The following is a 23,447-nucleotide window of genomic DNA, read 5'->3' as shown; positions in this document are numbered from 1 at the left end:
GGTTCGGCGCCAGGTTTCATCGACGGGCCCAGCGGGCCAGGACGGTGCCGTCCTCGGCGAGCACCAACTGCTTGCGGGCCATCGGCAGGTCGAATGAGCTCGCCGACAGCGAGATTCGCCCGCCTGCGCCCCCGACCAGCATCGGGGCGGTGGTCAGGCACAGTTCGTCGACCAGACCTGCCTCGGCCAGCTGCCCGAACAGATGTGGTCCGCCTTCACACAGCACCCGGTGCAGACCACGTTCGGCGAACACCCGGATCAGCGCGGCGGGCATGATCGCGGCCTCACCGGCGACCACCACCTGCGCGCCCGCATCCTCGAGGGCGCTGACCTGCGCCGGGTCCGCATGCCTCGTGGTGATGATCAGCGGTGGCACCTCGGCGTCGGTGAAGAATTTCGAGCTGGGATCGAGCTTGGCGGAGGCGGTGACCACCGCGATCGGTGGCGGGGTGCCCTCGGGGTGACCGCCGATGCCGTGCCGATGGTGCGCCATGCGGCGTTGCGGGTCCGTGTGCGCGCCGCCGTAGTTCTCCGCGCGCAGTGTGCCCGCGCCGATGACGACCACATCGGCCAGCTCGCGCAGGACCGTGAACACTGTCTTGTCCGCTTCGGTGCCCAGCCCTTCGGAAACACCGTCGACCGTGAACGCGCCGTCGATGCTGCTCACGAAGTTCGCCCGCACCCAGGGACCGTCCAGATGCCGCGGATAGGCATAGCACCTGGCCAGTGCGTCTGGGTCGAGGTCTGCGAGCTGGGTCACATTGTGGATACGCTGCATAGGGATCGATGCAACCACGTCCGTACCATTTGTCCATGCAAGAACGCCTTGTCGATCGCCATCCGGAGGTCCCGGCCGACCAACTCGTCGCGCAGATGGTGCCCCCGCCCATGTTCGACGAGGTCAGCTTCGCCTCCTACATCCCCGACCCCCAGGAACCGAGCCAAGCGGCCGCGGTAGCCAAGGCGGAGGAATTCGCAGGTCAGGTGGCGAAAATTCACAAAGCCGCCTCGAAGAAGAGTCTCTTCGGCAAGAAGAAGGCCGTGTCGGGCGCAGGGCTGTATCTCGACGGCGGCTTCGGTGTGGGCAAGACCCACCTGCTCGCCTCGATCTTCCACAGCTCCCCGGCGCCGAAGTCGTTCGGCACCTTCGGCGAGGTCACCAACCTGGTCGGCGCGCTGGGCTTCAACAACGCCGTCGAACGGCTCTCCGCCAACAGCGTGCTGTGCATCGACGAGTTCGAACTCGACGATCCGGGCGACACGATGCTGGTCTCGCGACTGCTCACCGAGTTGTCGGCCCGTGGCGTCTCCATCGTGGCGACGTCGAACACGCTGCCCGGCCAGCTGGGCGAGGGCCGTTTCGCGGCCTCGGACTTCCTGCGCGAGATCAAGAAGCTCGGCTCGATCTTCGATCCGGTCCGTGTCGACGGGCCCGACTACCGCCACCGCGACCTGCCGCCCGCCCCGGAACCCACCTCGAACGAGTTGCTCGTCGAGCGTGCCGCGACCACCCCGGGGTCCACGCTCGACGAATTCGACGTGCTGCTCAAGCATCTGAGCACCCTGCACCCGTCCAAGTTCGGTGCGCTGATCCAGGGCGTGGCCTCGGTGTTCATCTCCGACGTGCACACCGTGACCGATCAGGCCGTCGCGCTGCGCGTGGTCGTGCTGGCCGACCGGCTCTACGACGCGAGCATCCCGGTGACGGTCTCGGGCGTCAAACTCGACGAGATCTTCTCCAAGGAGATGCTCGACGGCGGCTACCGCAAGAAGTACCTGCGCGCGATCTCGCGTCTGCTCGCGCTGTCGCGTTTCGAGGCCGCTGCCGCGTAAGCGCGTCCGCGACGGGCCGAGCTGTTCGGCTCGTCGCGACCACGCCGCTCAGTCGGCCGTCACAGCGCGCGTTCGAAGACGAAATCGGAATGCAGCTGGCTGCCGACCATGAAGGTCTTGGTGCCCACCTGCCGAAAGCCGTGCTTGGCGTAGAACTTCTGCGCGCGTTCGTTGGCCTGGTTGACCCCGAGCCAGACCGCGTCCGCGCCGGCCAGCCGCGCGGTGTCGACCGCGGCCTCCATCATCGCCCCGGCGACGCCGCTGCCGTGGTGTCCTGGCAGCACGTACATCTTGCTCAGCTCGACCACCGACCCGGCGTGCACCCGCGCGGCGACCTCGGGGTCACTCGGCCTGCCCGCGACGAGCATGGCGTAGCCGACGATCTCGTCACCCTCCACGGCCTTGAGCACTGTCCTGTCCGGGTCGGTCAGGTATTCGCCGAAGCGCTCGCCGGAGAGCATCTGCTCGAGGAAGATCTCGATGTCAGCCGCGGTGGCCTCGGGCGGGCAGGCCAGCGGAAAGGTCGCGGCGGCGACATCACTGAGCGCCTCGGCGTCCCAGAGCCCGGCCCGGTCGACGACGACGGAACTGTTGGTCATCCTTCCAGTACAGCATGGCTCGCCTCAGCTGCGATGGGACTGTGGGCCGATACAGTGCGGTGGCACCGGGCCTACTTTGCCGAGTACTGTCCTGCGCATGACGAGCGGTAGCCGCATCGGGATCGTCGGTGCGGGAGTGGCGGGTTTGGCCTGCGCGAAGGTATTGAGTCAGGCGGGTTTCCCGGTCGAAGTCTTCGACCGGGCCCCCGACGTCGGCGGTGTGTGGAGTGCCACCCGCCGGTATCCAGGACTTCGCGCGCAGAACAGCAAGTCCACGTACGCGTTCAGCGATCACCCGATGCCCGAAGATTTCCCCCGCTGGCCCGACGGTCAGCAGATGCAGGCCTACCTGGCCGGATACGTGCAGGAGTTCGGCCTCGGCCCGCACCTGCGCCTGGGCACCGAGGTGGTGGCGGCCGACCCGGTCGACAGCGGCTGGTTGCTCGAGATCCGCGACCAGATGGGCGGGCACCGCACCACCTGCGATCACCTGATCGTCGCCAACGGCGTCTACAGCGACCCGGTGCTGCCCGACCTGCCGGGCGCCGCGGCTTTCCGTGCCGCGGGCGGGCGACTGTGCCACGTCTCGGAGTTCCACGATGTCGAGCAGGCGCGCGACCGCTCGGTGGTCGTGCTCGGCTACGGCAAGTCCGCCTGTGACGTGGCCGAGGCCGTCAGCCATATCGCCGACGAAACCACCGTGGTGGCGCGCAGACTCACCTGGAAGATGCCGCGCAAACTCGGCTTCGGCGCCGACTACGAGCGCCTGCTGCTGACCCGCGCCGGTGAGGCGCACTTCCCCTCCCGCTTCCCGCACCGCGCCGAACGACTACTCGACCGGCTCGCACTGCGCCAGGCGAACATGGACCTGCTGCAAGAGCGGGTGACGCGCAAGCTGCGGCTGCGTGAGCTCGATCTGGTGCCGACGGGCCCGATCTCCGAGATCGGCACCAGCAGCGCGAGCTTGGCCACCGAAGGCTTCACCGAGCAGGTCGAGGCGGGCCGGATCGGCGTGCACCGCGACACCGAGATCACCGAACTGATCGGTGGGCGGCACGGTCCCGCGGTGCGCCTGGCCGACGGCAGCCTGAAATTGGCCGAGATCGTCGTCTGCGCCACCGGGTACCGGCAGGAGGTGCCGTTCCTCACCCCGTTCGTGCGGCGCGCCCTCACCGACGAGACGAGCGATTTCCGGCTCTACCGCCACATTCTGCCGGTGGAGATCCCCAACCTGAGTTTCGCCGGCTACAACAGCTCCCACGTGAGCGCGCTCAGCGCCGAGGTGGGCGCGCACTGGATCGCCGGCCTGCTCACGGGCAGGTTCGTGCCGCCGATGGCCGAGCTGATGAACAACGACATCGACGCGCGCCTGGAGTGGTCGCGCGAGCGCAGCGACGGAAACCACGCGCACGGTGCCTCGGTGGTCCCGTTCTCGCTGGCCAATATCGACGAGATGCTCGACGATCTCGGCACGCCGCTGCCGTTGATGTCGAGGCTGGCGCAGTGGGTGCGACCCGTGCGACCGTCGTCCTACCGCGGGGTGCTGCGCACTCGCGCGGTGGCCGCTCCCGCGGCGCCGACGCCGGCGCCCGTAGCCGAGCGGTAGCCGACACGCCGGATCGCCGTCGGCAACGCCGACGGCGATCGGTGCGTTGGTGATAATCCTCGCGTGGACGCGCTGGATCTGAACCTACTGCTCGCTCTCGACGCGCTGCTCGACACCAACAGCGTGACCGAGGCGGCCCGGCGACTGCACACCTCGACCTCGGCGATGAGTCGCACCCTCACCCGACTGCGCGAGGTGCTCGGCGATCCGCTGCTCGTTCGCTCCGGCAGACAGATGGTGCCGACGCCGCGAGCGCTGGAACTGCGCCACGATGTGGCGAGCCTGGTCGATCAGGGACGGATGTTGCTCACCGCCCGCGACGGACACGGACCAGGCAGGCACCGCGACTTCGTTGTCCGCGTCGGTGATTCGGTGGGCGCCCACCTGTCCGGTCCACTGCTGGCAGCGGTCCACGCCCAGCTGCCAGGGGTGACGGTGCGGCTGCTCGCGGCCGACGCCGCCGACGGCGCGGTGGCGCTGCGCGACGGTCGGGTCGACGTCGAAGTCGGCATGATCGGGCAGACCGATCCGGAAACGGTGGTCAAGCGTCTGTTCACCGATCGATGGATCGGCGTCGCCGCTCCCGACCACCCGTTCGCCACCGACCGTCCCACCGTCGCCGCCTACGCCTCGGCGCGCCATCTGGAGGTTTCCCCCACCGGTCGCACGCACGGCCCGATCGACGACCGACTCGCCCTGCACGGGCGCACCCGCCGAGTGGTCGCTACCGTCGCCGACCTGCCCACCGCGCTGCTCACCCTCGCCTCGACCGAATTGGTCTGCCCCGCACCCGAACTACTGTCCCGCGCCGCACGCACCGCGCTCGGTTTGGCGATGTTCGAGATCCCGCTGCCGCTACCGGCCCCCGTCGTCGCCATGGCCTGGCATCCGCGCAATACCGCCGACGCGGGCCATCGCGCCCTGCGCGACCTCATCGGCGCCGTCGCGCACGAAGCCCCGAAGCCGGACGTGGACCCGGGTCTCGTCCCGCTGGCGAAGCCCGCCTGACGCACGCGGCGCGCTCGTCAGCCGTTCGCGCGGGGCCGAGCCGGAAGTTCCCGCTGTCGCGGACCTCTCGTCGATCTGGTGTGGCTCGACGTCGGCTCAGCCGAGGTCCGGGGTCGGCGGTCCGAAGACGTCGCGGCGGCCCGGCGGGAGACCGGCCGAGCGTTTCAGCTCGTCGAGCATGGCCTGCAGCTTGTCGACGTGGGCGCGTTCGATGTCGAAGGCGCGGTAGGTGCCGGTGACGGTGATCCCGGCCGAGTCGGTGGCGGTCGGCGGAATCGGTTCGGCCACAGGGCGTTCGAGGGGATCGGACGGGCTCGTCGACAGGCCGCGGCCGGTCGGCAGGCCGAGGGTCGGTGGATCGGCGACGGCCGGGTCGTCGGCGGGGTGATCGTGATTCGTGGGCGCCGCGTGACTCGTGAGCGGTGCGTGGTCCGGCCGGCCGTTGTGGCCGGGCAGCCCGCCGGTGTTCGCCGGTCGACTCGGGGAGGCCGGGCTGTCGCTGATATCCGGTGCGCCGTTGACGTGTGAGGAGCTACCGACGCGCGGCGGATCCACCGCGACGTGGTTCGGCTGGGTGGTGAGTTCAGTCGGTGGAGTGAGACGTGGGGGCGGGCCCGAAACGATCTGCGGCTCGGGGGTCTCGCCGGTGGTCAGGCGGTCGTGCGGGGTGAAATCGTCGAACAGGGATTCGGCCCGGCGTGTGGAGCCGGTGGTGAAGCCGTTGCGGGCGTGGTCGTTTCGGTCCGGGACCGCCGGCGTGGGCGCGGGTTCCTCGGTGAAGGACCAGTGGATGCCATTGGCGGTGTTGCCCCCGGACCCGTGCACTGACGTGACACCATTCCCGTTGCTGGACAGTCTGTCCGGCGACGGAACGCCTAGTCGGTCGCCTCCGGTGGCTTCACCCTCGGTCGGCTTCTTGACCGGGCGGGCCCGCTCGATACCGGCATCGGCGCTGATTTCCCCCGTCAGCGGGTCTCCAGCCTCGGTCCGCGCCGACTGTGCTTCGACCGGTGGGCCCGAAACATGCTTCATCGCACCGGAACCGAGGCCGAACCCGGTGGCGCCACCGATCGTCACGTCACCCTCGCGCACGACGGTGCTCACATCCGCGCTCCCCGGCAGGGTCGCGATCGCCGCGGTGTCACTTCCCGACTCGGTGTCGTTGTTCGCGTCATCGGGTTCTGACGTGGGCGTGCGATCCTCGGCGAGCGCCGTTGCGGTGGCCCTCGTCGAGGCAGGCGCGCTCGGTCCGGGTGTGCGCTCGATTGCCGGTGCCGTCAAGACCGTTCCGATTACCGCGGGCACCGGGGTGCCGTTGCGTGGCGACGCGATGTCATCGGCCACACCGTGGGCGGCGCCGTTGGTCCTGTTGGTCGATGTCCTGTTGCCGACCGAGGCGGCCGCGACCCTCTCGCCGGACGAGCTGCCGGTCGGGACTGCCCCGCTGAGCCGTGTGGGCGCAGGCCGCCGACTCGGCGGTTCGCCACCCGCGCCGTTGCCGTCCGCCGCGACGACCGGATCACTGTCGAACGAGGTCGATTGACCGAAGGGCGCCGCCTCGGTACGCGGGACCGGCGTCGCGGCCAAGGCGGTGGGATCGCCGAGGTGGTCGGTGGTCGGCCGGGCGGGGGAGTTGCGGCGCTCGAGCGGGGGCCGTGAGCCGTCGTCATCGCGGTTCCGATGCGGCGGTAGGGGATCGGAAGGCCGCTGCTGGTCATCTGGTCCATCGGCGGCGCGTTCGGCGGCCTCCGCGGCTTCGCGGACCTCGCGGCGGCTGCGGGTGCCCCGGGCCGGACGGCCCGCATCGGGCTCACCGTCGTTGTCGAGGGCATCGAGGCGAGAACTCAGGCGTGAAATGTCCTGTGACGCACGGAATGCCCAGGACTCCAGGCGCCTGATCCGGATGTGGTCGGGCAGATCCTCGTCGACCGGGAAGGTGGGTACATCGAGCTGGACCCGCGCGGCTACGATATCGAGCTTGTCGCTGACCTCGCGCAGCGCCGTGGCGATGCTCGCCAGCATCGACCCGATGGATTCGTCGTGCTCAGCGTGGTTCATGCACACCCTACTTCCCGTGGTCGCCCGAGCGTGCCCGCCTCGGCCGCAGCGATCATATCCATCGGGGCCACAGCACGCGTTGTCGTCACTGCCTACGCGACGCGCCGAACTGATTCGCAATCAGGATGAAACGGACAGGCAACAGGCAGGTCTTTGTATCGAAATGATCAAGATCTAGGCGTCTTTGTGCGACGTTGGCACAATGAAATGGCTTGATATACAAGCAGAGTCGCGTTTGTGATATCTATCACCGGGCGGTGACGCACCCGAACGCGGGTCAAGGGGGCTGGCGCCTTTCCGGCGGCTGCGGGAACCTGTTGTCCAGGACGTGCGCGTGAGCCTACGACGGGTCCCTTGGTGAGGGAGTGATGGTGTGAGGACGAAGCGGCTGAGCGAGACCCAGGTGGCGTGTGGACGACAGGCGCTGCTCGACGAACTGGGGATTTCCGAGGGTAGCCGCCGCGCCGTCACCGAGCGGACCGGGTATGGCTGTGGTTGCCCCGAATGTGCCGCGATGCAATGGAATACGCAGCGTCTCGAACACTGGATCTGTGGCAGGCTCACGGCGGCGGGCGCCGACGAGGCCGAGGTCGACGCGCGGATCGACGATATCCCCGTCGACCTCTACTGGCGCCGAGGTGACCGGCGCTGCGTGGTCGAGGTGCGCAGCGGCCCACTCGACATCACCGCGGCCCGCGCCCACCGGAAACGCTTGCAGGCGGCCGGAATCGACGATGTGCTGTGGGTATGCCCGCAGGGTTTCTGGGTGCCGCTGGTCCCCGCGGTCGGCATCGCCGACTTCGCGCCCGCGGCCGCCGACTACCGCGTCGCCCAGGGCATGCTCGCCGCGGGCGAGACCGGTTTCGCCGCGCCGGCTCGCGGCAGCACGGAATTGCGGGATGTCCTCGAAGGCTGGGTGTCCGGCGAAATCCACTGGGGGCACGCAGATCTCAAGACAGGAGGGTGGGCCGACGTGGGCACCTGGGAACGGCACACCGCGGCACAGGCCGCGATGATCGAGCACCAGCGCACGGAGTTGCGTGACCAGCGGGTGGAGCTGGCGGTCTCGCGCCAAGCCGTGCGCGACAAGCAGCGGCTGGTCGGCCGTCTGCACAACCGGATCGATCGAGCCGGGGTGAACGCCGACGCCGAAGCCATCACGATGGCCGGACTGCGTAGCGAACTCGTCGCCCAGCAGCGCGCCGCGGCGAGCCTGCGCGCGAGCATCGGTCGGATGGATCGCATGCTGAATCAGTGGCAGTGGCTCACCTGCTGCGCGATGCTGTTGGTCCTCACCGTGATGGTCGGCGCGATGGTGACGCGCTGAGCCGCATCGGCAACCGGTCCCACTGCCAGTCGTTGCGGAGCACGAGACCGGCCAGGTCGAGGAGATCGAGGCCGGTTTCCGCGCTGGCCGTAGCCAGCGCCTGGCGATCGTAGGGGCCCTGTTCGAGGTCGGTGGCCAGGCGTTGCTCGACCGAGGGGTCGATCGTGCGGGCCTGGAGCTGGGGTGTGCCGAGCGCGCTGCCGGTCCAGGCGAGCCAGCCCCAGCCGTGCTCGTGCGCGTAGGCGCGGCCGAGTTCGCTCTGGATCCGATTACGGTGGAAGGCTATGCGGCCCAACGGGACCACGTCGACCAGAACGGTGCGGCCGTCGGTGAGCTGTGCGGCGACCGCCGGATAGTGGACCTGGTCCTCGCCGCCGAAGTGGTAGGTCAGCGCGGTCGGTTCTTCCTGGAACGCCGCCACCGACGGGTCGGCGTCGAGGGTTCGGAGCAGTCGGGCCGCCATCGCGGAGTCGTAGGCGACGTCGCGGCCTGCCTTCGCCAAGTAGAACCGTCCCCGATCGGCGTCGTCACCGTCGGCCACCCGCGCCGACTCGGTCGGCAGCGGCGCGGCCGACCCGGTCGACCACTCGACGTCGGCCAGCAGTGCCCGTAGATCGTCGGCGCCTTCCGCTGGCACCTGCAGCTTGGCCAGGATGCTGGCAGTCTTCTTCTGCCAGCCCAGGATTCGCTGCATCACATATCCGGCGACCCGCTTGGCGTCGCCCTGTTCGTGTCCGGCCAGCCGGAGCTTGAGATAGGACCATTCCATGGCCACCAGGTCGGTATCGGTCGCGTAGGTCTCGGCCAGCAGCATGCGCACCAGGCGCAGATCACCCGCCTCGACCGGATAGCGGTGTGCGAACACCTTCGCCGACCGGTGTCGCGAGCGGGCGGCTTCGCGCACGATCCGCCCGATGGCTTTGGCGTAGAGCTGACGGACCCGGTCGCGGGCCAAGTCGTAGCGTGCGCCGATCCGGGTGAGGGTTTCCGGGCGCTGTCCCCCGATCCCGAGGCGCAACGCGACGATGCGCGCGTCGCGGGCCGCGCGTTCGGCGTGCTCGGCGAGGAGTTCGCCGACCAGCTCATCGAGCTCCTCCAGCTCGAACGAGACGTCGGCGGCGATATCGTGACCCGGTGGCACGACGATCTCGGCACTCACAGCGGCGACCTCCCTCGCTCGGTCGAGTCAGCGTAGCCGCAGGCCCCGACAACTAGAGCGAGGTCAGGTACTCGCTGTAGAACAGACAAAGTCCGGTCGCCGACGCGATCCCGGCCAGCACCCAGAACCGGATGATCACCGCGGTCTCGGGCCAATTGTTGAGTTCGAAGTGGTGATGGAACGGCGCCATCCGGAACAGTCGGGTGTGGGTCGTGCGGAACACCACGATCTGCAGCACCACCGACATGACCTCGGCGACGAACAGCGCCCCGATCACGACGGCGAGCAACTCGGTGCGGCTGGTGATCGACAGCCCCGCGAGCAGGCCGCCAAGGCCGAGTGAACCGGTGTCGCCCATGAAGATCTTGGCCGGCGCCGCGTTCCACCAGAGGAATCCGATGCACGCGGCCGCACCCGCGGCACTGACCATCGCCAGGTCGAGCGGATCGCGCACGTTGTAGCAGCCGCGTCCGGGGCTGATCTCGCACGAGTTGTCGTACTGCCACAGGGTGATCACCACGTACGCGCCGAGCGTAAGGCTCATCGAACCCGCGGCCAGCCCGTCTAGCCCGTCGGTGATGTTCACCGCGTTCGACCACGCGACCACCAGCAACACGATGAACGCGACGAAGAACAGCGACGCGAAGGTGATGGTGCTGATATCGCGGACATAGGACAGGTTGCGACCGGCGGGCGTCAGTCCCGTGGCGCCGGGAAAGCGCAGCACCAGTACGGCGAACACCACCGCGGCTCCGACCTGCCCGACGTACTTGCCTGCCGCGGTCAGCCCGAGATTTCGGTGTTTTCGCAGCTTGATCGAGTCATCGAGGAAACCCACCACGCCCAGCGCCGACGCCAGCAGCAGCACCAGCACCCCCGACGCACTCGGTCCCGGCGCGTCCCACAGCAACCCGATCAGGTGCGATCCCAGATACCCGGCCCAGACCCCGGCCCCGATGGCCAACCCGCCCATCGTGGGCGTTCCGCGTTTGGCCTGATGACTGGCAGGCCCGTCGACGCGGATCTCCTGTCCGAACCCCCGCCGCGCGAAGACCCGGATCAACCCGGGCGTGAGCGTGATGGTGACGACCAGAGCGATCCCCGCCGACAACAGGATCTGCCTCACTCGATTGCCCCTTCGTGCCGCCGGTCCCGCACCGGACCCGCCCGGCGATTCCGTGTGCCGATACTAGGGGAGCTCACTCTGAAACCGTGCCGAGAGTGATCTGGGTTACATCTGAGGGGCTACGGCGGTACGCAGGATGCCGGTAGGCGGCCGGTCCAGCGCGCCGCCGAGCTGGGAGAGGGGGACAGGCTCGGCGACGAGCTCGTGCCACGGGAACCTGTGCACGGTGCGGTGTAGGAAGGCGACGGCTCGATGGAGGTGTCGCGGCTCGTAGTTGTGCACGCCGGTGATGGTGAGCCAGCGTCGGACCAGAATTTCCGGGTCCACCGCCAGCGGCGGCGTCGGCGCGACCGAGCCCGCCAGCACGAGTACGCCGCCGATGTCGAGGCGAGCCAGTGCCATGTCGATGGCCTTCGGTGACCCGGTGTAGTCGATGGCGATCTGCACAGGGTCGGTGTCTGCCGCCATGGCGCCGAACCGAGGGGTCATGGCCAGCCGTTGCGGATCGATGTCGACCGCCTGGACCTCGGCACCGGCCTCCGCGCACGCGGCCACGGCGGTGAGCCCGAGCATGCCCGCCCCGGCGACGAGGACACGGCGGTCTCCCAGCTCACCCGCAGCCTCGAGGGTGGCCATGACGGTCGCGGTGGCGCACGCGGCGGGCGCGGCTACCGCATCCGGAAGATCCCGTGGAACAACGGCTGTCGTCGTGCCGCGTGGCAGCACGATGTGCCCGGCGAACCCGCCCGACAGCGCCCAGTCGCCGTGGAAGGGCTCATGGCCGACCTTGCGGACCGAGCTGCATTTGGCGGTGCGCCCCGCCCGGCAGCGCGCGCAGTCCCCGCACGCGACGGTGACCGACCAGATCACGCGCTGCCCGACTGCCACGGGCGCGCCCGCGCCGACCGCGACCACCTCACCCACGGCTTCATGGCCGAGGATCGACGGGCACGCGCCCGCCCGGCGGCCGGTGACAGTGTGCAGGTCACTGCCGCACACGGTCGCCAGCTGGACTCGCACGAGCATCTCACCGTCGGTGAGCTCGGGGATCTCGACCAAGCGCAGGTCGATGTCCGCGCCGCCGACCCAGATCGCGGCTGTGGTCAGACGAGACGAGACCGGATCCATCCGGACAACCTTTCGATGGCGTAGACGATCACGAAGATGACGATCACGATGGCGCCCGCGACGTCGAAGTTCAGCGTGCGGATGGATTCGAACAGCAGGAATCCGATACCGCCTGCCCCGACGATGCCGAGGATCGTCGAGGTGCGCACATTGACATCGAGCAGGTACAGGCCGGACCCGACGATCGCGGGCATCGACTGCGGCAGTACCGCGGCGAACAGAACCTTCCACCAGCCACCCCCGATCGAACGCACCGCCTCCATGGGCCCCGGCTCGATTTCCTCGATCGCGTCGGCGACCAGCTTGGCGAGGAATCCGATCGAGCCGATGGCCAGCGCACAGGTTCCGGCCACCGGCCCCAACCCGAGCGCGGCGACGAACACCACGGCCAGGATGAGTTCGGGCACCGCGCGTACCAGCAGGATCCAGGCGCGCGCGACCCAGTACACCGCGGCATTCGGGGTCACAGTGCGCGCGGCGAGAACACCGACGGGCAGCGAGAACACCACGCCGATCGCGGTGGCGACGACGCCGATCGCCACCGTCTGGGCGGCGGCGTCGAACAGGTCGGCCCCCAGCGCGCCGAAATCGGGCGGAATCATCCGTCCGAAGATCTCCATCGAGGGACCGATCCAGGTGAACAGCGACACCGGGTTCAGATCGAGGACCACGAACGCGGCCACGGTGGTGCCGATCAGTAGCCCGCTGAAGCCGAAGCGGACCGCCCGCTCGCGGCGCGGACCGATGTGCGCCGGGTCGAGCAGCATGCGCCGGATCGCGATCGACAGCAGTTCCATCGCGGTGATGACGACCAGAATGACCCCGACGATGCCGAGCGCGCGCGGATAGATCAGCCCACGCAGCGCATCCTGCAGGGCGAATCCGATCCCACCGGCACCGACGAACCCCAGCACCACCGACATCCGCAGATTGATGTCGATCCGATAGACGAAGGTGCCGATCCACGACGGAACCACCTGCGGAACAACGGCATTGAGCATCTCCCGGAAATACCCGACACCGGTGCTCCGCACGGCTTCGCGTGGCCCGAGATCGGACCCCTCGATCGCGTCGGCGAACAGCTTGCCCAGCATGCCGATCGAGTGCAGCGCGAGTGCGAGAATGCCGGGCAGCACGCCGATACCGAGGGCGCGCACGAACAACACGGCGAACAGCAGGTCGGGCATGGCCCGGCAGAACGTGATGACCGCGCGGGCCACCGCGTAGACGGCCGGGTGCGGGCTGGTGTTGCGCGCGGCCAGAAAGGCCAGCGGCACCGACGCGATCGCGGCGAGCACCGTGCCGAGGACGGCCATCAGCAGGGTCTGCACCGCCAGGTCGGCGATCCGCCCGGGATTATCCAGCCGTGGCGGGAGCATCCTGTCCAGCAGCGCCACCACGTTGTCGGCGCCGTCGAGCAGGGCGGCGGGCGCGAAGTCGATGAACCAGGCGCAGACGAGTGTCGCGGCGAGAAAGGCAAGGGCGACCAGGTGCAGTAGACCGAGCCGTGGGCGGGTCGGCGGCTTGTCGAGCGTGGTGGTCATGACGGTTCCGGTCGGGACATGACCGCCGGGTCTACGCGCTGATAGATGCTCATCGCGTCGTCGCGGGTCATCCCGACCGCGGGCCGGTCGAGCACCTTCTGTCCGCTGCGCAGGCCGACGATGCGGTGCGCCCAGCCGAGCGCGAGGTCGACCTGGTGCAGCGTGCACACCACCGTCAGTTTCTCCTCGATGCACACCCGGAACAGCAGATCCATCACGACGGCGGCGTTTTCGGGGTCCAGCGAGGCGACCGGTTCGTCGGCGAGCACCAGCGCGGGTTGCTGCATCAGCGTGCGAGCGATGGCGACGCGCTGTTGCTGCCCGCCCGAGAGCGTGTCGGCGCGCCGCTCGGCGAGGTCGGCCAGCCCGACTCGGTCCAGATGGGTGCGTGCGCGAGCGCGCATCGTCGCCGGATACGTCAGTGCGCCGTAGCGCGGCAGCCGCAATTGGGCCAGACCGCCGATGAGTACGTTCTCCAGACAGCTCAGTCGGCCGACGAGATTGAAGTCCTGGAACACGAAGCCGACATTGCGGCGCAACGCTCGAAGCTCTGATCCGGACGCCTGGTCCACGCGCGTGCCCCCGACCTCCACGGTGCCCGAACTCACCGGCTGCAGGCCGTTGAGGCAGCGCAGCAGGGTGGATTTGCCGGACCCGGACAGGCCGAGCAGGACGAGCAATTCGCTGCGGTGCACGTCGAGCGAGACGTCGTCGAGAGCCAGGGTGCTCCCGAATCGCTTGGTCACATGGCCCGCGCTGATGACGAGATCGTCGCCTGCGACGACCCGCCCGGGTTCGGCAGTGGTCACGAGTCTCAGCCCTTGCACTTCTCGGAGCCGGTGACCGTGCAGACCTTGCGGACGCCGGCGAAATCGGCATCGGTGACGGGGACAAAACCCCAGGCCCGCTCGTCGGTGATGCGGCACGCGTCGCCGGAGCAATACCCCGCGGCCTGCAGGCTCGCCACGTTCACCTTCTCGATGAACAGCGCCTTCAGCTTGTCGACAGCCGCAGTGCCCAAGGCGTTGTTGGCGGCGAAGACCGAGCCGGCGATCATCTCCGACTTCCACACCGTCTTGAGTTCGCCTGCCTTCAGGTCGCCCTTGTCGATCATGGTCTTGTCGACCATGGTGTCGAAGGCGAACCCGGCGTCGCAGTCACCGTGGGCGACGGCCAACGCCGAGGAGTCGTGTCCGCCCGCGTAGATCGGCGACATCCCGGCCGAGATGTCAGCCTCCGTACCGGATTTGATGACCCCGGCCTCGATCAGCCCTGCCGTCGGATACAGGAAGCCAGAGGTCGAGCTGGGGTCGACGAAGCACACCTTCTTGCCCGCGAAATCCTTCAGCCCCGTGATCGAGCTCGCGTCCGAGCGCGCCAGCCCGTAGGACTGATAGCCGGGCGCGGCGCCCTCCTTCTTGATGACCGCGCCAACCGGGGTGATGTCGGCGCCGTTGACGCCGGCCACGACATAGGCGAACGGTCCGAAGAACGCGAGGTCGACATTGCCCGCGATCATGCCTTCCACCACACCCGCGTAGTCGGAGGCCTGAACGAATTCGACCTTCGAGCCGGTCTCCTTCTCCAGCACCTTGATCAGCGGCTCATAGCTGGCCTTGAGATCGGTGGAGTTCTCTGCGGGGATCGCCGCGAGGGTCAGGGTCTCCGGGAATCCTTGCGCGTTCACCGCGTCGGAATCGGAGCCCGAACACCCGGAAAGGGAGAGTGAGAGCGTGGCGGTAACCGTCGCGGCGATCAAGGCGGGACGGCGCATGCGAATCTTCATGGCAGTGACGGTGATCCTTGGTCTATACCAAGACGTGGATGTCGGGGAAGCAGCAGGTAAACAGAAATCGACGTCTTGGTCTAGACCACGATTTGATACGCTCGAGCAATGACCGCACCCGCTGAACCTCGAGTGCTCAAACATCAAGTCGTCCGGGCGAAGCTGGACCGGATGCTCGACAACATGCAGGTGGGTGACCCTTTTCCCGCCGAGCGCGAGATCGCCGAAAAGTACGACGTCGCGCGCGAAACCGTGCGTCAGGCGCTACGAGAGCTATTACTGGCAGGCCGGGTCGAACGCCGTGGTCGCACCACGATTGTCGCGCGGCCCAAGATCCTGCAGCCGCTCGCGATGGGTTCGTACACCGAGGCCGTCAAGTCGCAGGGGATGAGTGCCGGGCGCATCCTGGTCGGTTGGACCGACCTGATCGCCGACGAATCGTTGGCCGCCATCCTGGATGTCGAGATCGGCGCGCCGATCATCCAGCTCGAGCGCGTGCTGACCACCGATGGCGTGCGAGTGGGCCTCGAGACGACCAGGCTTCCCGCCGGCCGATACCCCGGCCTGTCCGAGAGCTTCGACTACCGGGACTCGCTGTACGCCGAAATCCGCAGCCGCGGAATCAGCTTCGAGCGCACCGTCGACACGATCGAGACCGCGCTCCCCGACGCCCGCGAGTCGGCCTTGCTGACTGTCGACACCCGGACCCCGATGTTCCTGCTGAACCGCGTCTCCTATGACCAGAACAACATCCCCATCGAACAACGTCGATCCCTGTATCGCGGCGACCGGATGACCTTCACGGCGATCATGCACGCCGACCAGCATCCGCCGATCTAGCCACAACGCAAACAAGTCAGGCCCCCTCGAAAGGGGGCCTGACTCGGTACGGTGGTGCGCGATACTGGGATTGAACCAGTGACCTCTTCCGTGTCAGGGAAGCGCTCTCCCGCTGAGCTAATCGCGCGAGGTGGAGACGGGAATCGAACCCGTGTGCACGGCTTTGCAGGCCGTTGCCTCACCACTCGGCCACTCCACCGTACAAAGGAGGATGGGGCTAGTGCCTTACCTACCTCTCGAGCGGATGACGAGATTCGAACTCGCGACCCTCACCTTGGCAAGGTGATGCGCTACCACTGCGCCACATCCGCATTTACTTCACACTTAGGGGAGCGGCTCGGCCTGGCGGCTTTGCTGCTCTCTGCGGTGCGATGAGAACATTAGCCGACGTTCGCCGAAGACTACAAATCGCCTGGTAAACCGGCCTAAATGTGAATTACACGCATGTCATCCACGCCCACCCGAGCCGATCTCCACCCCATCGGCCCTGCACCAGTCACATCGTGAAACATAGATATTCGCATCTATTGATGATACCGAGCGAAGGATGCCGGCACGGACAATAGATCGCCCGCCCGCTCGCGCATGCACGCGCGCGAGCGCGAAGCACCGACTCCCACGGCTCTGCCTCACCGAAACCCCGCTTCACAAGGCGATTTGGTGTCATCCCAGCCCTCCGTGCTAATGTTCCATCTCGTTCGAGCGGCTCAAAACCCGCCCGACACAGTGTTCGGTCCCATAGCTCAGCGGGAGAGCGTCCGCCTCACACGCGGAAGGTCGCTGGTTCGAAACCAGCTGGGACCACCATAAAAGTGCAGGTCAAAGCCATATTGGCGATGGCCTGCACTTTTCGTGCAATATACGTGCAATAGCGATCAGCGGCGGGGCGCTCGGACGCTGCCTGATGTGGGTACTGAAGCGGTTCGAATGCCCCGTCGATGCGTGGAACCCGTCACAATCGTGATCGACTGCCGCTGTCGGGCGGTGCGTCGATGTTGGGGTGAGGTCAGTTGATCGGCCACATCGCTGCGTCGATCAGCGATCATCCTTCGGATGGTGTCGGTACTGACGTCAGCGTGTTCGGCGGCGAACTTGGGCGAACTTGATGGATACGTAGCGGCTCGGGTTCGGAGTCCGCACATGAACACTGCAACGATTCACCTCCGCAGACATCGGGTCGGAGCGCGACGCTGAGATTCGGAGCGCGTATGAACCGCTGCGCGAACATCCCGAACTCATTGCGAGTGAGGGGCGTTCGGTCGGATCATGGTTTTCGATCGCGCATCCGCGATGGGTTCTGCGGTATGTCCATAGGCCGTGACGGTGAGGACCTATGCCGGTACTACCCGCTTCGCGGGCGGGCATGACGGCTGGCTCTTCACGCGTGGGTACATAGGAAGGTGGTGGGACTGTTGGTGTCTGGTGGTGGCAGCTTGATCGAAAGTGAATGTAAATAGGGTGGTTGGCGTGCAAACGTGCAGGTAAATTAGTGTGCTCCCCGCGCGAGCGGGGATGAGTCCGATCCGACCCCCAAGTGCTCCCGCGTAAGCGGACTTGGCCGACATCGGGTGGCGATTCGAAAGCTGACGATGATGCGATCGAGACGTGTCGTGGCCGAGCATTCGATGGTGCCAGCGAACTGCCAGGCCACCGCTGCTGCCGACGAAACCTCGATCACCGAATCCAGGCCGAACCCGATCAGCGCGATCGAGGACACCCGTGCGCCCTCGGTCAACGCGATGATCGCCTCGATCACGTGGTAGGTGATGCTCGACTTCGGAGTTACGACTCGCGAGATCCTCGAGGTATTGAAGATCGCCACCACCGTGGGGATCCATGCACTCAATATCGGACTCGGGATCCGGTGACCACCCCGACCTGCGGTGTGTAAGACTAGGCTTGCCTTATCAAATTGGTGGGGGTGGACATAGGATCGACCGGGAGCGGATGTGATCGAGCGAGTAGTTGCATCCAGTGCGCCGTCGGTTGCGGCGCAATTGGTCGGTAGTGGATTGATCGGTGTGCGGGAGGGCCTCGAGACCGGGATCGTGATCATGATCTTGGTGGCCTTTCTGGTGAAGTCGCAGCGACGTGAGTCGTTGAAATGGGTCGCCGGGGGTGTGGGCGCCGCGATCGTGATGGTCGCGGCAATATTCGTCGGGGTCCGCTTCGGCACTTCGACCGTGACGGGTGTTGCCGCCGAGCTGATCTCGGGTCTCGCGTCGCTGGTCGCGGTGGTGATCGTGACCTGGATGGTGCTGTGGATGCGGACGGCGTCGCGGTCCATTTCCGGTGAACTTCGGGAGGGTATGTCGAAGGCGCTGACCATCGGCCCGTCTGCGGTGCTCGCGCTGGCGTTCTTCGCGGTGGGGCGTGAAGGGGTGGAGACGGCGCTGTTGATGGTCGGATACGCGGAGAACACCGCGGGCAGTCCGTGGCCGCTGATCGGCCTGCTGCTCGGGCTCGCGATCGCGGTGGTGTTGACGGTCGCGATGTATTTCGGTGCGGTGCGGATCAACTTCGCGCTGTTCTTCAAATACACCGGGGTTCTGCTGATCGTGGTCGCCGCGGGGATCCTCGCCTACGGAATCCGGGCCTTGCAGACCGCGGATTGGTTGCCCGGGCTGGCATCGCGTGCGTTCGACATCTCGTCGTGGTTCTCCATGTCGAGTTGGTACGGCACCCTGGCCCAGGGCATTTTCAACTTCCGTCCCGAACCGACCGTTCTGCAGGCGCTGGCCTGGTCTACCTATGTGGTCGTGGTGCTGACGTTGTTCTTGCGGCCGATCGCGCCGCGCACATCTTCGGGCGGGCGTCGTCCCGAGCCGACTGATTCCGCGGTTACCCCGCAATGACGAAAGGCCAAGTCCCCGTGCGTTACCCACTTGTCTCGATCGCTGTCGTCGCGACGGCCTCGGTATTGCTCGCTTCGTGCACCAGCAAGTCCGACAGTAATGCCGGTGATATCGAGGTCACCGCCGACGACTCGACGTGCGCGCTCTCGCGTGACTCCACCGAAACCGGCACCGTGACCTTCCAGGTGACCAACAACGGCACCAAGGTGACCGAGTTCTACGTCTATGGCGTCGGTGACCGGGTGATCGGCGAGGTCGAGAACATCGGGCCGGGGCTGACCAGGAAGCTGATCGTGCCGGTGTCCGATCCCGGTACCTACCAGGCCGCATGCAAGCCGGGCATGATCGGCGACGGCATTCGCCAGAACTTCACAGTGACCGGTGCGGCGCAGACCCGCGACCAGACAGGCAAACTCGCCGATGCCGCCGCCGGGTACAAGCGCTACCTGACCAGCCAAGCCGCGGCGTTGCAGGACACCGCGAAGGGCTTCGTGGCATCGATCAAGGCCGGCAAGATCGACGAGGCGAAGGCGCAGTACCCGCGCACCCGCACCTACTACGAGCGGATCGAACCGGTCGCCGAGAGCTTCCCTGACGACCTCGATCCTCGCCTGGACCTGCGCGAAGCGGATCTCGCCGGCGGTGACAAGTGGACGGGGTTCCACCGTCTGGAGAAGGACCTGTGGGCACAGGGCCTGCAGCCCGACACCAACCAGATCGCCGATCAGCTGCTCGCCGACCTGGACGAACTGGTCGCGGGAATCAACGCCGCCGACTTCACTGTCGACCCGCTGCAGGTAGCCGGCGGCGCGCAAACGCTGCTCGACGAGATCGCGCGCACCAAGATCACCGGCGAAGAAGACCTCTTCTCACACACCGACCTGTGGGACTTCCAGGCCAACGTCGACGGCTCCCAGGCTGCCCTCGCGAGCCTGCGACCGATCCTCGACGAGCGCAACGCCGAGCTGGGCAAGCAGATCGACCGTCGTTTCACCGAACTCGACGCCGAACTGGCCAAGTACCGGCGCGGTGACGGCCAGGTCAGCTACGACACGGTGACCGAGGAGCAGCGAGTCGAGCTCGCCCGCCGTATCGACGCGTTGTCCGCGGTCGTGAGTCAGGTGCAGGGTGTCGTCGCCGGATCCTGACAAGCGGTCAGGCCGCGGCGCGATCTCGCGCCGCGGCCTGATCGGCTCGGCCGGTATCGGCGTGGCCGCGGCGGGTGCCGGAGTGCTGGCCGGTCGCCTGTCGAGTCCGGCAGGCGCGGGGACGATCTCGCCCACGGTGCCGTTTCACGGGGAGCACCAGGCGGGCATCGTCACTCCCGCGCAGGATCGGCTGCACTTCGCGACATTCGACGTGCAGACCACCTCGCGGGCCGAGCTGATCGAACTGCTGCAGACATGGACGTCGATGGCCGAGCGGATGACCGCGGGCCACGAGGCGACACCCGACGGTGCTGTCGGCGGGCAGCTGTACGCGCCGCCCACCGATACCGGTGAAGCACTCGATCTGCACGCGTCGCGGCTGACGTTGACGATCGGATTCGGTCCGTCGCTGTTCACCCATGCCGACGGCACCGACCGGTTCGGGCTGGCAGCACGCAAACCCGCCGCGCTGGTCGATCTGCCCAAGTTCACCGGCGACGCGCTGGAACTCGCCCGCAGCGGCGGTGACATCGCCGTCCAAGCCTGCGCGGACGACCCGCAGGTCGCTGTGCACGCCATTCGCAACCTCGCCCGCGCCGGGTTCGGCGTGGTTTCTGTCCGCTGGTCCCAACTCGGGTTCGGCCGGACCTCATCGACGTCGACCAGTCAGGTGACACCGCGAAACCTGTTGGGTTTCAAGGACGGAACTCGCAATATCAAGGCCGAGGATCGCGACCTGGTCGATAAGTTCGTCTGGGTCGACCGCGGCGACGATCAGGCGTGGATGGCCGGCGGGTCGTATCTGGTCACGCGCCGGATTCGCATGTTGATCGAGCCGTGGGATCGCACCACATTGCATGAACAGGAACGGGTGATCGGTCGCACCAAAGGTACCGGCGCACCGATGGGTGGCCGCGACGAGTTCGATGAGCTGGATTTGCAGTCCGCTGGGCCGTCGGGGCCGCTGGTCGACACCGATGCCCACGTCCGCTTGGCCTCGGCCGAGGAGCTCGGCGGTATCCAGATCATGCGACGGGGATACAACTTCACCGACGGTTCGGACGGCTTCGGCCACCTCGACGCCGGATTGTTCTTCATCGCCTACTGCCGCAACCCGATCACCCAGTTCGTGCCGATGCAGAACAATCTCGCACGCAACGACGCGCTCAACGAGTACATCAAGCATGTCGGGTCCGGTGTTTTCGCGGTGCCGCCCGGTGTGGATTCCCAATCCTATTGGGGGTCAGCCCTGTTCGACAGCTGAGCGGACGCTCGTCCTGGGTTCGCCCCGGCCCGAGTGGACGGCCTGCGACAAATCTCGCGTCGGCAGCATCAGCAGGTGACAGATACATAGAATGTGGCTCCATGTATCGCAGTTCAGCCGTCGCGACCAGGAGCCGACGATGGCGGTGACGCTGAGCATCGCCCTGATCGTGCTGTGTGTGGTAATGGTGATCGCGTCGGCGGCGGTCTATCGGCTCGCGGGACTGGGATCGCCATCGGTGGTGCCCAGAGCCTCGATCCGGGCGGTCCTGCAACTCGGCGCGATCGCCCTGATCCTCGCCGCAGCCGTGCGTCATCTCTGGTCGGCGGCGCTCGTCCTGCTGGTCATGTTCGGGGCCGCGGTGTTCACCTCGGTGCGCCGAGCCGAGGCCGGGCGATCCGGGATCTGGCTCGGATTGGCCATCGCCGCCGGAATCGTCGCGGTGATGCCGGTGACGTTGGCCAGCGGTGTCGTTCCGATCCACGGGCTGACGCTGGTGTCGATCGGCGGAATCCTGCTCGGCGGCACCATGACCGCGACCTCGTTGGCGGCCCGGCGCGGACTCGACGCGGTCAACCAACGCTGGGGCGAGGTCGAAGCCGCGCTGAGCCTGGGCTTCACCGGCCACCAGGCCCGCATGATGGTGCTGACCGGCGCCGCTACCGACGCGTTGATCCCAGGCGTCGACCAGGCCCGCACGGTCGGATTGGTCACTCTGCCAGGTGCTTTCATCGGCGTGCTCCTCACCAGTGGCTCGGCCGCACAGGCCGGCGCGGTGCAGATCCTGGTGCTGATCGGGTTGATGCTGTCGCAGACGTGCGCGGTCGCGGTGACGCTGGAACTGGTTGCTCGCACTGTGGTCTCCCGATCGCCGGACCGCTGAATTCATCGACTCGAAACGCCGCGGGTTGTTCGGGGAAACAGCGCTTCTCGATGCTGTGCCGGAATCCCGTGGGATATGAGGTACGAATGCGAATTCGGGAGATACCTGCGCCGCGCTGGTCAGGTTGATGACTCCGGGTCCGGCGTTCTCTACGGCGGAATGATGGGCGCCAAGAGTGTGCTCATGCTGATGATGAACTCCATCTGTCTGGGTGTGTGGTGTCCAGCTCTGGCCGCTCTGCGGCTACAGCGAAACATTCGGCGACGACACCTATTGCGGGTTCGTGGGCGACATGTCGCATGCGCTGCTCCGTGCCGGATCCGTCGAACCCGGCGCGGCTTGCTGCCCATGTCTCAGCCTTGGTTCCCCGCCGGCAGCAGTCCCGCCGATATCCGCGCATGCCGACGGCGAGGATACGACTCTGCCGCCGGACGGGTGAACCGATATCAGGGGTTCCGTGTGACACCCGGGGGGGCGGAACGCCTCGATATTGCGTGTGCACCGGTCCGCGAAGGTGCGCGGGCGGCGGTGCAGAAGCTGTTCGACGGTTGCGGTGCGGAACCCGGTGGTGTCCTGGCGCATCAGCGTGAATCCTTCGAGGATGGCGTCGGCGAGAGCCGGAGGGGCACCGTTGGGGTACCGAGATGCGACGGCCTGTTCGGGTGTCGCGGCCTCGTGGATCTCGATGTCGCAGCCGAGCGTGGCCCCGATGACCGCTACCTGTTCCGCGATGGTGAACATCTGCTCTCGCCGGTGAGGTAGTACTCCTTTCCCTCGTGGCCGTCCTCGGTGAGCGCGCAGCCACTGCGGCAATGTCGGCCAGGTCGACCGATGTGTAGCGGCCGGGACCGGTGGGGTCGTCGACGGCGCCGCCGGCGCGGATCATCGGTGCCCACTCGAGGGCGTTGGTCATCAAGCCGCCAGGTCGCAGAATCGTGTAGGGGATGCCCGAGTCGCGGACGATCGTTTCGCTGTGGTGATGCCAGCGCCCCATCACAGGGATCGGGTCACCCATCCGGATCAACTTCGATGACAGTCATGTCCGCACTGTCGTGGACATGGGTTCTGACCACCCTCGCCAGGCCAGAGGGGTTCGGCCCCGCTCATGCCAAGGCGGGCCTACGGAGGAGGTGGTGATTTCTTCGTCCAGCGTGCAGCCGCTGCCGAAGCTGACCGCCGATGGCTACACCAACACCTGGCTGGACGGGTGGAGCGCCGGTTCGTCGAACCTGCTCACCGGTCTCGGCAACCTGATCGGCACCGGTTCCGCCGCCGAGTGACGG

General features: G+C 67.2%; 19 protein-coding genes, 4 tRNA genes and 1 pseudogene. 11 read left to right on the top strand and 13 right to left on the bottom strand.

The annotated features are described in order from the left end of the window. Positions 1–16 precede the first annotated feature (16 nt). Positions 17–778, bottom strand: coding sequence for a pyrimidine reductase family protein (locus tag OHS03_RS18160; RefSeq protein ID WP_328655703.1), 762 nt, complete (start codon positions 776–778; stop codon positions 17–19). Positions 779–813: 35 nt separating this feature from the next. On the opposite strand from OHS03_RS18160, the gene zapE reads away from it, so the two are divergent. Next, the gene (gene zapE, locus OHS03_RS18155) at positions 814–1,833 is read left to right on the top strand and encodes a cell division protein ZapE (RefSeq protein ID WP_328655701.1); all 1,020 of its coding nucleotides are present in this window, start codon (positions 814–816) and stop codon (positions 1,831–1,833) included. 59 nt (positions 1,834–1,892) lie between these two features. Here zapE and OHS03_RS18150 read toward each other — a convergent pair whose 3' ends face one another. Further along, positions 1,893–2,432 carry a GNAT family N-acetyltransferase gene (locus OHS03_RS18150; protein ID WP_328655699.1) on the bottom strand — a complete coding sequence of 180 codons (540 nt, stop codon included), beginning with the start codon at positions 2,430–2,432 and terminating at the stop codon, positions 1,893–1,895. A 97-nt stretch (positions 2,433–2,529) separates the two neighbouring features. On the opposite strand from OHS03_RS18150, the gene OHS03_RS18145 reads away from it, so the two are divergent. Both OHS03_RS18145 and OHS03_RS18140 read left to right on the top strand, forming a co-directional pair. After that, positions 2,530–4,038: a flavin-containing monooxygenase gene (locus OHS03_RS18145; protein WP_328655696.1), complete on the top strand. Its 1,509-nt coding sequence runs from the start codon at positions 2,530–2,532 to the stop codon at positions 4,036–4,038. Positions 4,039–4,101: 63 nt separating this feature from the next. After that, positions 4,102–5,046 (top strand): LysR family transcriptional regulator, encoded by a 945-nt coding sequence (locus OHS03_RS18140; protein WP_062987876.1) that lies wholly within the window; start codon positions 4,102–4,104, stop codon positions 5,044–5,046. Between the two features lie 96 nt (positions 5,047–5,142). Here OHS03_RS18140 and OHS03_RS18135 read toward each other — a convergent pair whose 3' ends face one another. Continuing rightward, positions 5,143–7,104 carry a hypothetical protein gene (locus OHS03_RS18135; protein ID WP_328655694.1) on the bottom strand — a complete coding sequence of 654 codons (1,962 nt, stop codon included), beginning with the start codon at positions 7,102–7,104 and terminating at the stop codon, positions 5,143–5,145. A 373-nt stretch (positions 7,105–7,477) separates the two neighbouring features. Here OHS03_RS18135 and OHS03_RS18130 point away from each other — a divergent pair, with 373 nt between their 5' ends. Further along, positions 7,478–8,431, top strand: a complete 954-nt coding sequence (locus OHS03_RS18130) for a hypothetical protein (RefSeq protein WP_328655692.1) — start codon at positions 7,478–7,480, stop codon at positions 8,429–8,431. Here OHS03_RS18130 and OHS03_RS18125 read toward each other — a convergent pair. The 6 genes from OHS03_RS18125 to OHS03_RS18100 all read right to left on the bottom strand — a co-directional run bounded on the left by OHS03_RS18125 (position 8,397) and on the right by OHS03_RS18100 (position 15,174). Next, positions 8,397–9,590 (bottom strand): hypothetical protein, encoded by a 1,194-nt coding sequence (locus OHS03_RS18125; protein WP_328655690.1) that lies wholly within the window; start codon positions 9,588–9,590, stop codon positions 8,397–8,399. The genes OHS03_RS18130 and OHS03_RS18125 overlap by 35 nt on opposite strands. A gap of 52 nt (positions 9,591–9,642) precedes the next feature. Further along, entirely contained in the window at positions 9,643–10,716 is a 1,074-nt protein-coding gene (gene mraY, locus OHS03_RS18120) for a phospho-N-acetylmuramoyl-pentapeptide-transferase (RefSeq protein WP_328655688.1), read from the bottom strand. Positions 10,717–10,821: 105 nt separating this feature from the next. After that, entirely contained in the window at positions 10,822–11,844 is a 1,023-nt protein-coding gene (locus OHS03_RS18115) for a zinc-binding dehydrogenase (protein ID WP_328655686.1), read from the bottom strand. Further along, the gene (gene phnE, locus OHS03_RS18110; protein ID WP_328655684.1) at positions 11,820–13,388 is read right to left on the bottom strand and encodes a phosphonate ABC transporter, permease protein PhnE; all 1,569 of its coding nucleotides are present in this window, start codon (positions 13,386–13,388) and stop codon (positions 11,820–11,822) included. The genes OHS03_RS18115 and phnE overlap by 25 nt, the downstream gene beginning before the upstream one ends. Continuing rightward, positions 13,385–14,197 (bottom strand): phosphonate ABC transporter ATP-binding protein, encoded by an 813-nt coding sequence (gene phnC / locus OHS03_RS18105; RefSeq protein ID WP_328655682.1) that lies wholly within the window; start codon positions 14,195–14,197, stop codon positions 13,385–13,387. The genes phnE and phnC overlap by 4 nt, the downstream gene beginning before the upstream one ends. 5 nt (positions 14,198–14,202) lie before the next feature. Then, positions 14,203–15,174, bottom strand: a complete 972-nt coding sequence (locus OHS03_RS18100) for a phosphate/phosphite/phosphonate ABC transporter substrate-binding protein (RefSeq protein WP_328655680.1) — start codon at positions 15,172–15,174, stop codon at positions 14,203–14,205. Between the two features lie 108 nt (positions 15,175–15,282). On the opposite strand from OHS03_RS18100, the gene OHS03_RS18095 reads away from it, so the two are divergent. Further along, complete coding sequence (locus OHS03_RS18095) at positions 15,283–16,014, top strand: GntR family transcriptional regulator (protein WP_328655679.1); 732 nt, start codon at positions 15,283–15,285, stop codon at positions 16,012–16,014. 52 nt (positions 16,015–16,066) lie between these two features. On the opposite strand, the gene OHS03_RS18090 is transcribed toward OHS03_RS18095, so the two are convergent. From OHS03_RS18090 to OHS03_RS18080, 3 genes are all read right to left on the bottom strand, one after another. After that, positions 16,067–16,141, bottom strand: a tRNA-Val gene (locus OHS03_RS18090). A gap of 1 nt (position 16,142) precedes the next feature. Further along, positions 16,143–16,213 (bottom strand) — tRNA-Cys (locus OHS03_RS18085). A gap of 40 nt (positions 16,214–16,253) precedes the next feature. Next, positions 16,254–16,325 (bottom strand) — tRNA-Gly (locus OHS03_RS18080). Between the two features lie 421 nt (positions 16,326–16,746). On the opposite strand from OHS03_RS18080, the gene OHS03_RS18075 reads away from it, so the two are divergent. Then, positions 16,747–16,821, top strand: a tRNA-Val gene (locus OHS03_RS18075). A gap of 823 nt (positions 16,822–17,644) precedes the next feature. On the opposite strand, the pseudogene OHS03_RS18070 reads toward OHS03_RS18075, so the two are convergent. Next, positions 17,645–17,839: pseudogene (locus OHS03_RS18070) on the bottom strand (hypothetical protein); the annotation flags it as partial. Positions 17,840–17,966: 127 nt separating this feature from the next. Between OHS03_RS18070 and efeU the strand changes: the two are divergent. From efeU to OHS03_RS18045, 5 genes are all read left to right on the top strand, one after another. Further along, positions 17,967–18,869: an iron uptake transporter permease EfeU gene (gene efeU, locus OHS03_RS18065; protein ID WP_328664277.1), complete on the top strand. Its 903-nt coding sequence runs from the start codon at positions 17,967–17,969 to the stop codon at positions 18,867–18,869. Then, positions 18,866–20,017, top strand: a complete 1,152-nt coding sequence (gene efeO, locus OHS03_RS18060; protein WP_407942394.1) for an iron uptake system protein EfeO — start codon at positions 18,866–18,868, stop codon at positions 20,015–20,017. The genes efeU and efeO overlap by 4 nt, the downstream gene beginning before the upstream one ends. Beyond that, positions 19,998–21,281 carry an iron uptake transporter deferrochelatase/peroxidase subunit gene (efeB, locus tag OHS03_RS18055; RefSeq protein WP_328655675.1) on the top strand — a complete coding sequence of 428 codons (1,284 nt, stop codon included), beginning with the start codon at positions 19,998–20,000 and terminating at the stop codon, positions 21,279–21,281. Before efeO ends, efeB begins: the two co-directional genes overlap by 20 nt. 139 nt (positions 21,282–21,420) lie before the next feature. After that, on the top strand, positions 21,421–22,164 hold the full coding sequence (locus OHS03_RS18050; protein WP_328655673.1) for an ABC transporter permease: 744 nt from the start codon (positions 21,421–21,423) through the stop codon (positions 22,162–22,164). Positions 22,165–23,297: 1,133 nt separating this feature from the next. Beyond that, positions 23,298–23,444, top strand: coding sequence for a hypothetical protein (locus OHS03_RS18045; protein WP_328655671.1), 147 nt, complete (start codon positions 23,298–23,300; stop codon positions 23,442–23,444). The last annotated feature ends 3 nt before the right edge of the window (positions 23,445–23,447 follow it).

It is taken from the genome of Nocardia salmonicida (genome assembly GCF_036142455.1).
Classification (GTDB): domain Bacteria; phylum Actinomycetota; class Actinomycetes; order Mycobacteriales; family Mycobacteriaceae; genus Nocardia; species Nocardia salmonicida.
This window is presented reverse-complemented; position numbering and strand designations above follow the sequence as displayed.

Bases quoted from the DNA above. Each gene is read 5' to 3' on its own strand.
- zapE (WP_328655701.1), top strand. From the start codon at position 814: ATGCAAGAACGCCTTGTCGATCGCCATCCGGAGGTCCCGGCCGACCAA.
- OHS03_RS18115 (WP_328655686.1), bottom strand. From the start codon at position 11,844: ATGGATCCGGTCTCGTCTCGTCTGACCACAGCCGCGATCTGGGTCGGC.
- OHS03_RS18100 (WP_328655680.1), bottom strand. From the start codon at position 15,174: ATGAAGATTCGCATGCGCCGTCCCGCCTTGATCGCCGCGACGGTTACC.
- OHS03_RS18050 (WP_328655673.1), top strand. From the start codon at position 21,421: ATGGCGGTGACGCTGAGCATCGCCCTGATCGTGCTGTGTGTGGTAATG.
- OHS03_RS18135 (WP_328655694.1), bottom strand. From the start codon at position 7,104: ATGAACCACGCTGAGCACGACGAATCCATCGGGTCGATGCTGGCGAGC.
- phnE (WP_328655684.1), bottom strand. From the start codon at position 13,388: ATGACCACCACGCTCGACAAGCCGCCGACCCGCCCACGGCTCGGTCTA.
- OHS03_RS18095 (WP_328655679.1), top strand. From the start codon at position 15,283: ATGACCGCACCCGCTGAACCTCGAGTGCTCAAACATCAAGTCGTCCGG.
- OHS03_RS18160 (WP_328655703.1), bottom strand. From the start codon at position 778: ATGCAGCGTATCCACAATGTGACCCAGCTCGCAGACCTCGACCCAGAC.
- OHS03_RS18145 (WP_328655696.1), top strand. From the start codon at position 2,530: ATGACGAGCGGTAGCCGCATCGGGATCGTCGGTGCGGGAGTGGCGGGT.
- efeO (WP_407942394.1), top strand. From the start codon at position 18,866: ATGACGAAAGGCCAAGTCCCCGTGCGTTACCCACTTGTCTCGATCGCT.
- OHS03_RS18150 (WP_328655699.1), bottom strand. From the start codon at position 2,432: ATGACCAACAGTTCCGTCGTCGTCGACCGGGCCGGGCTCTGGGACGCC.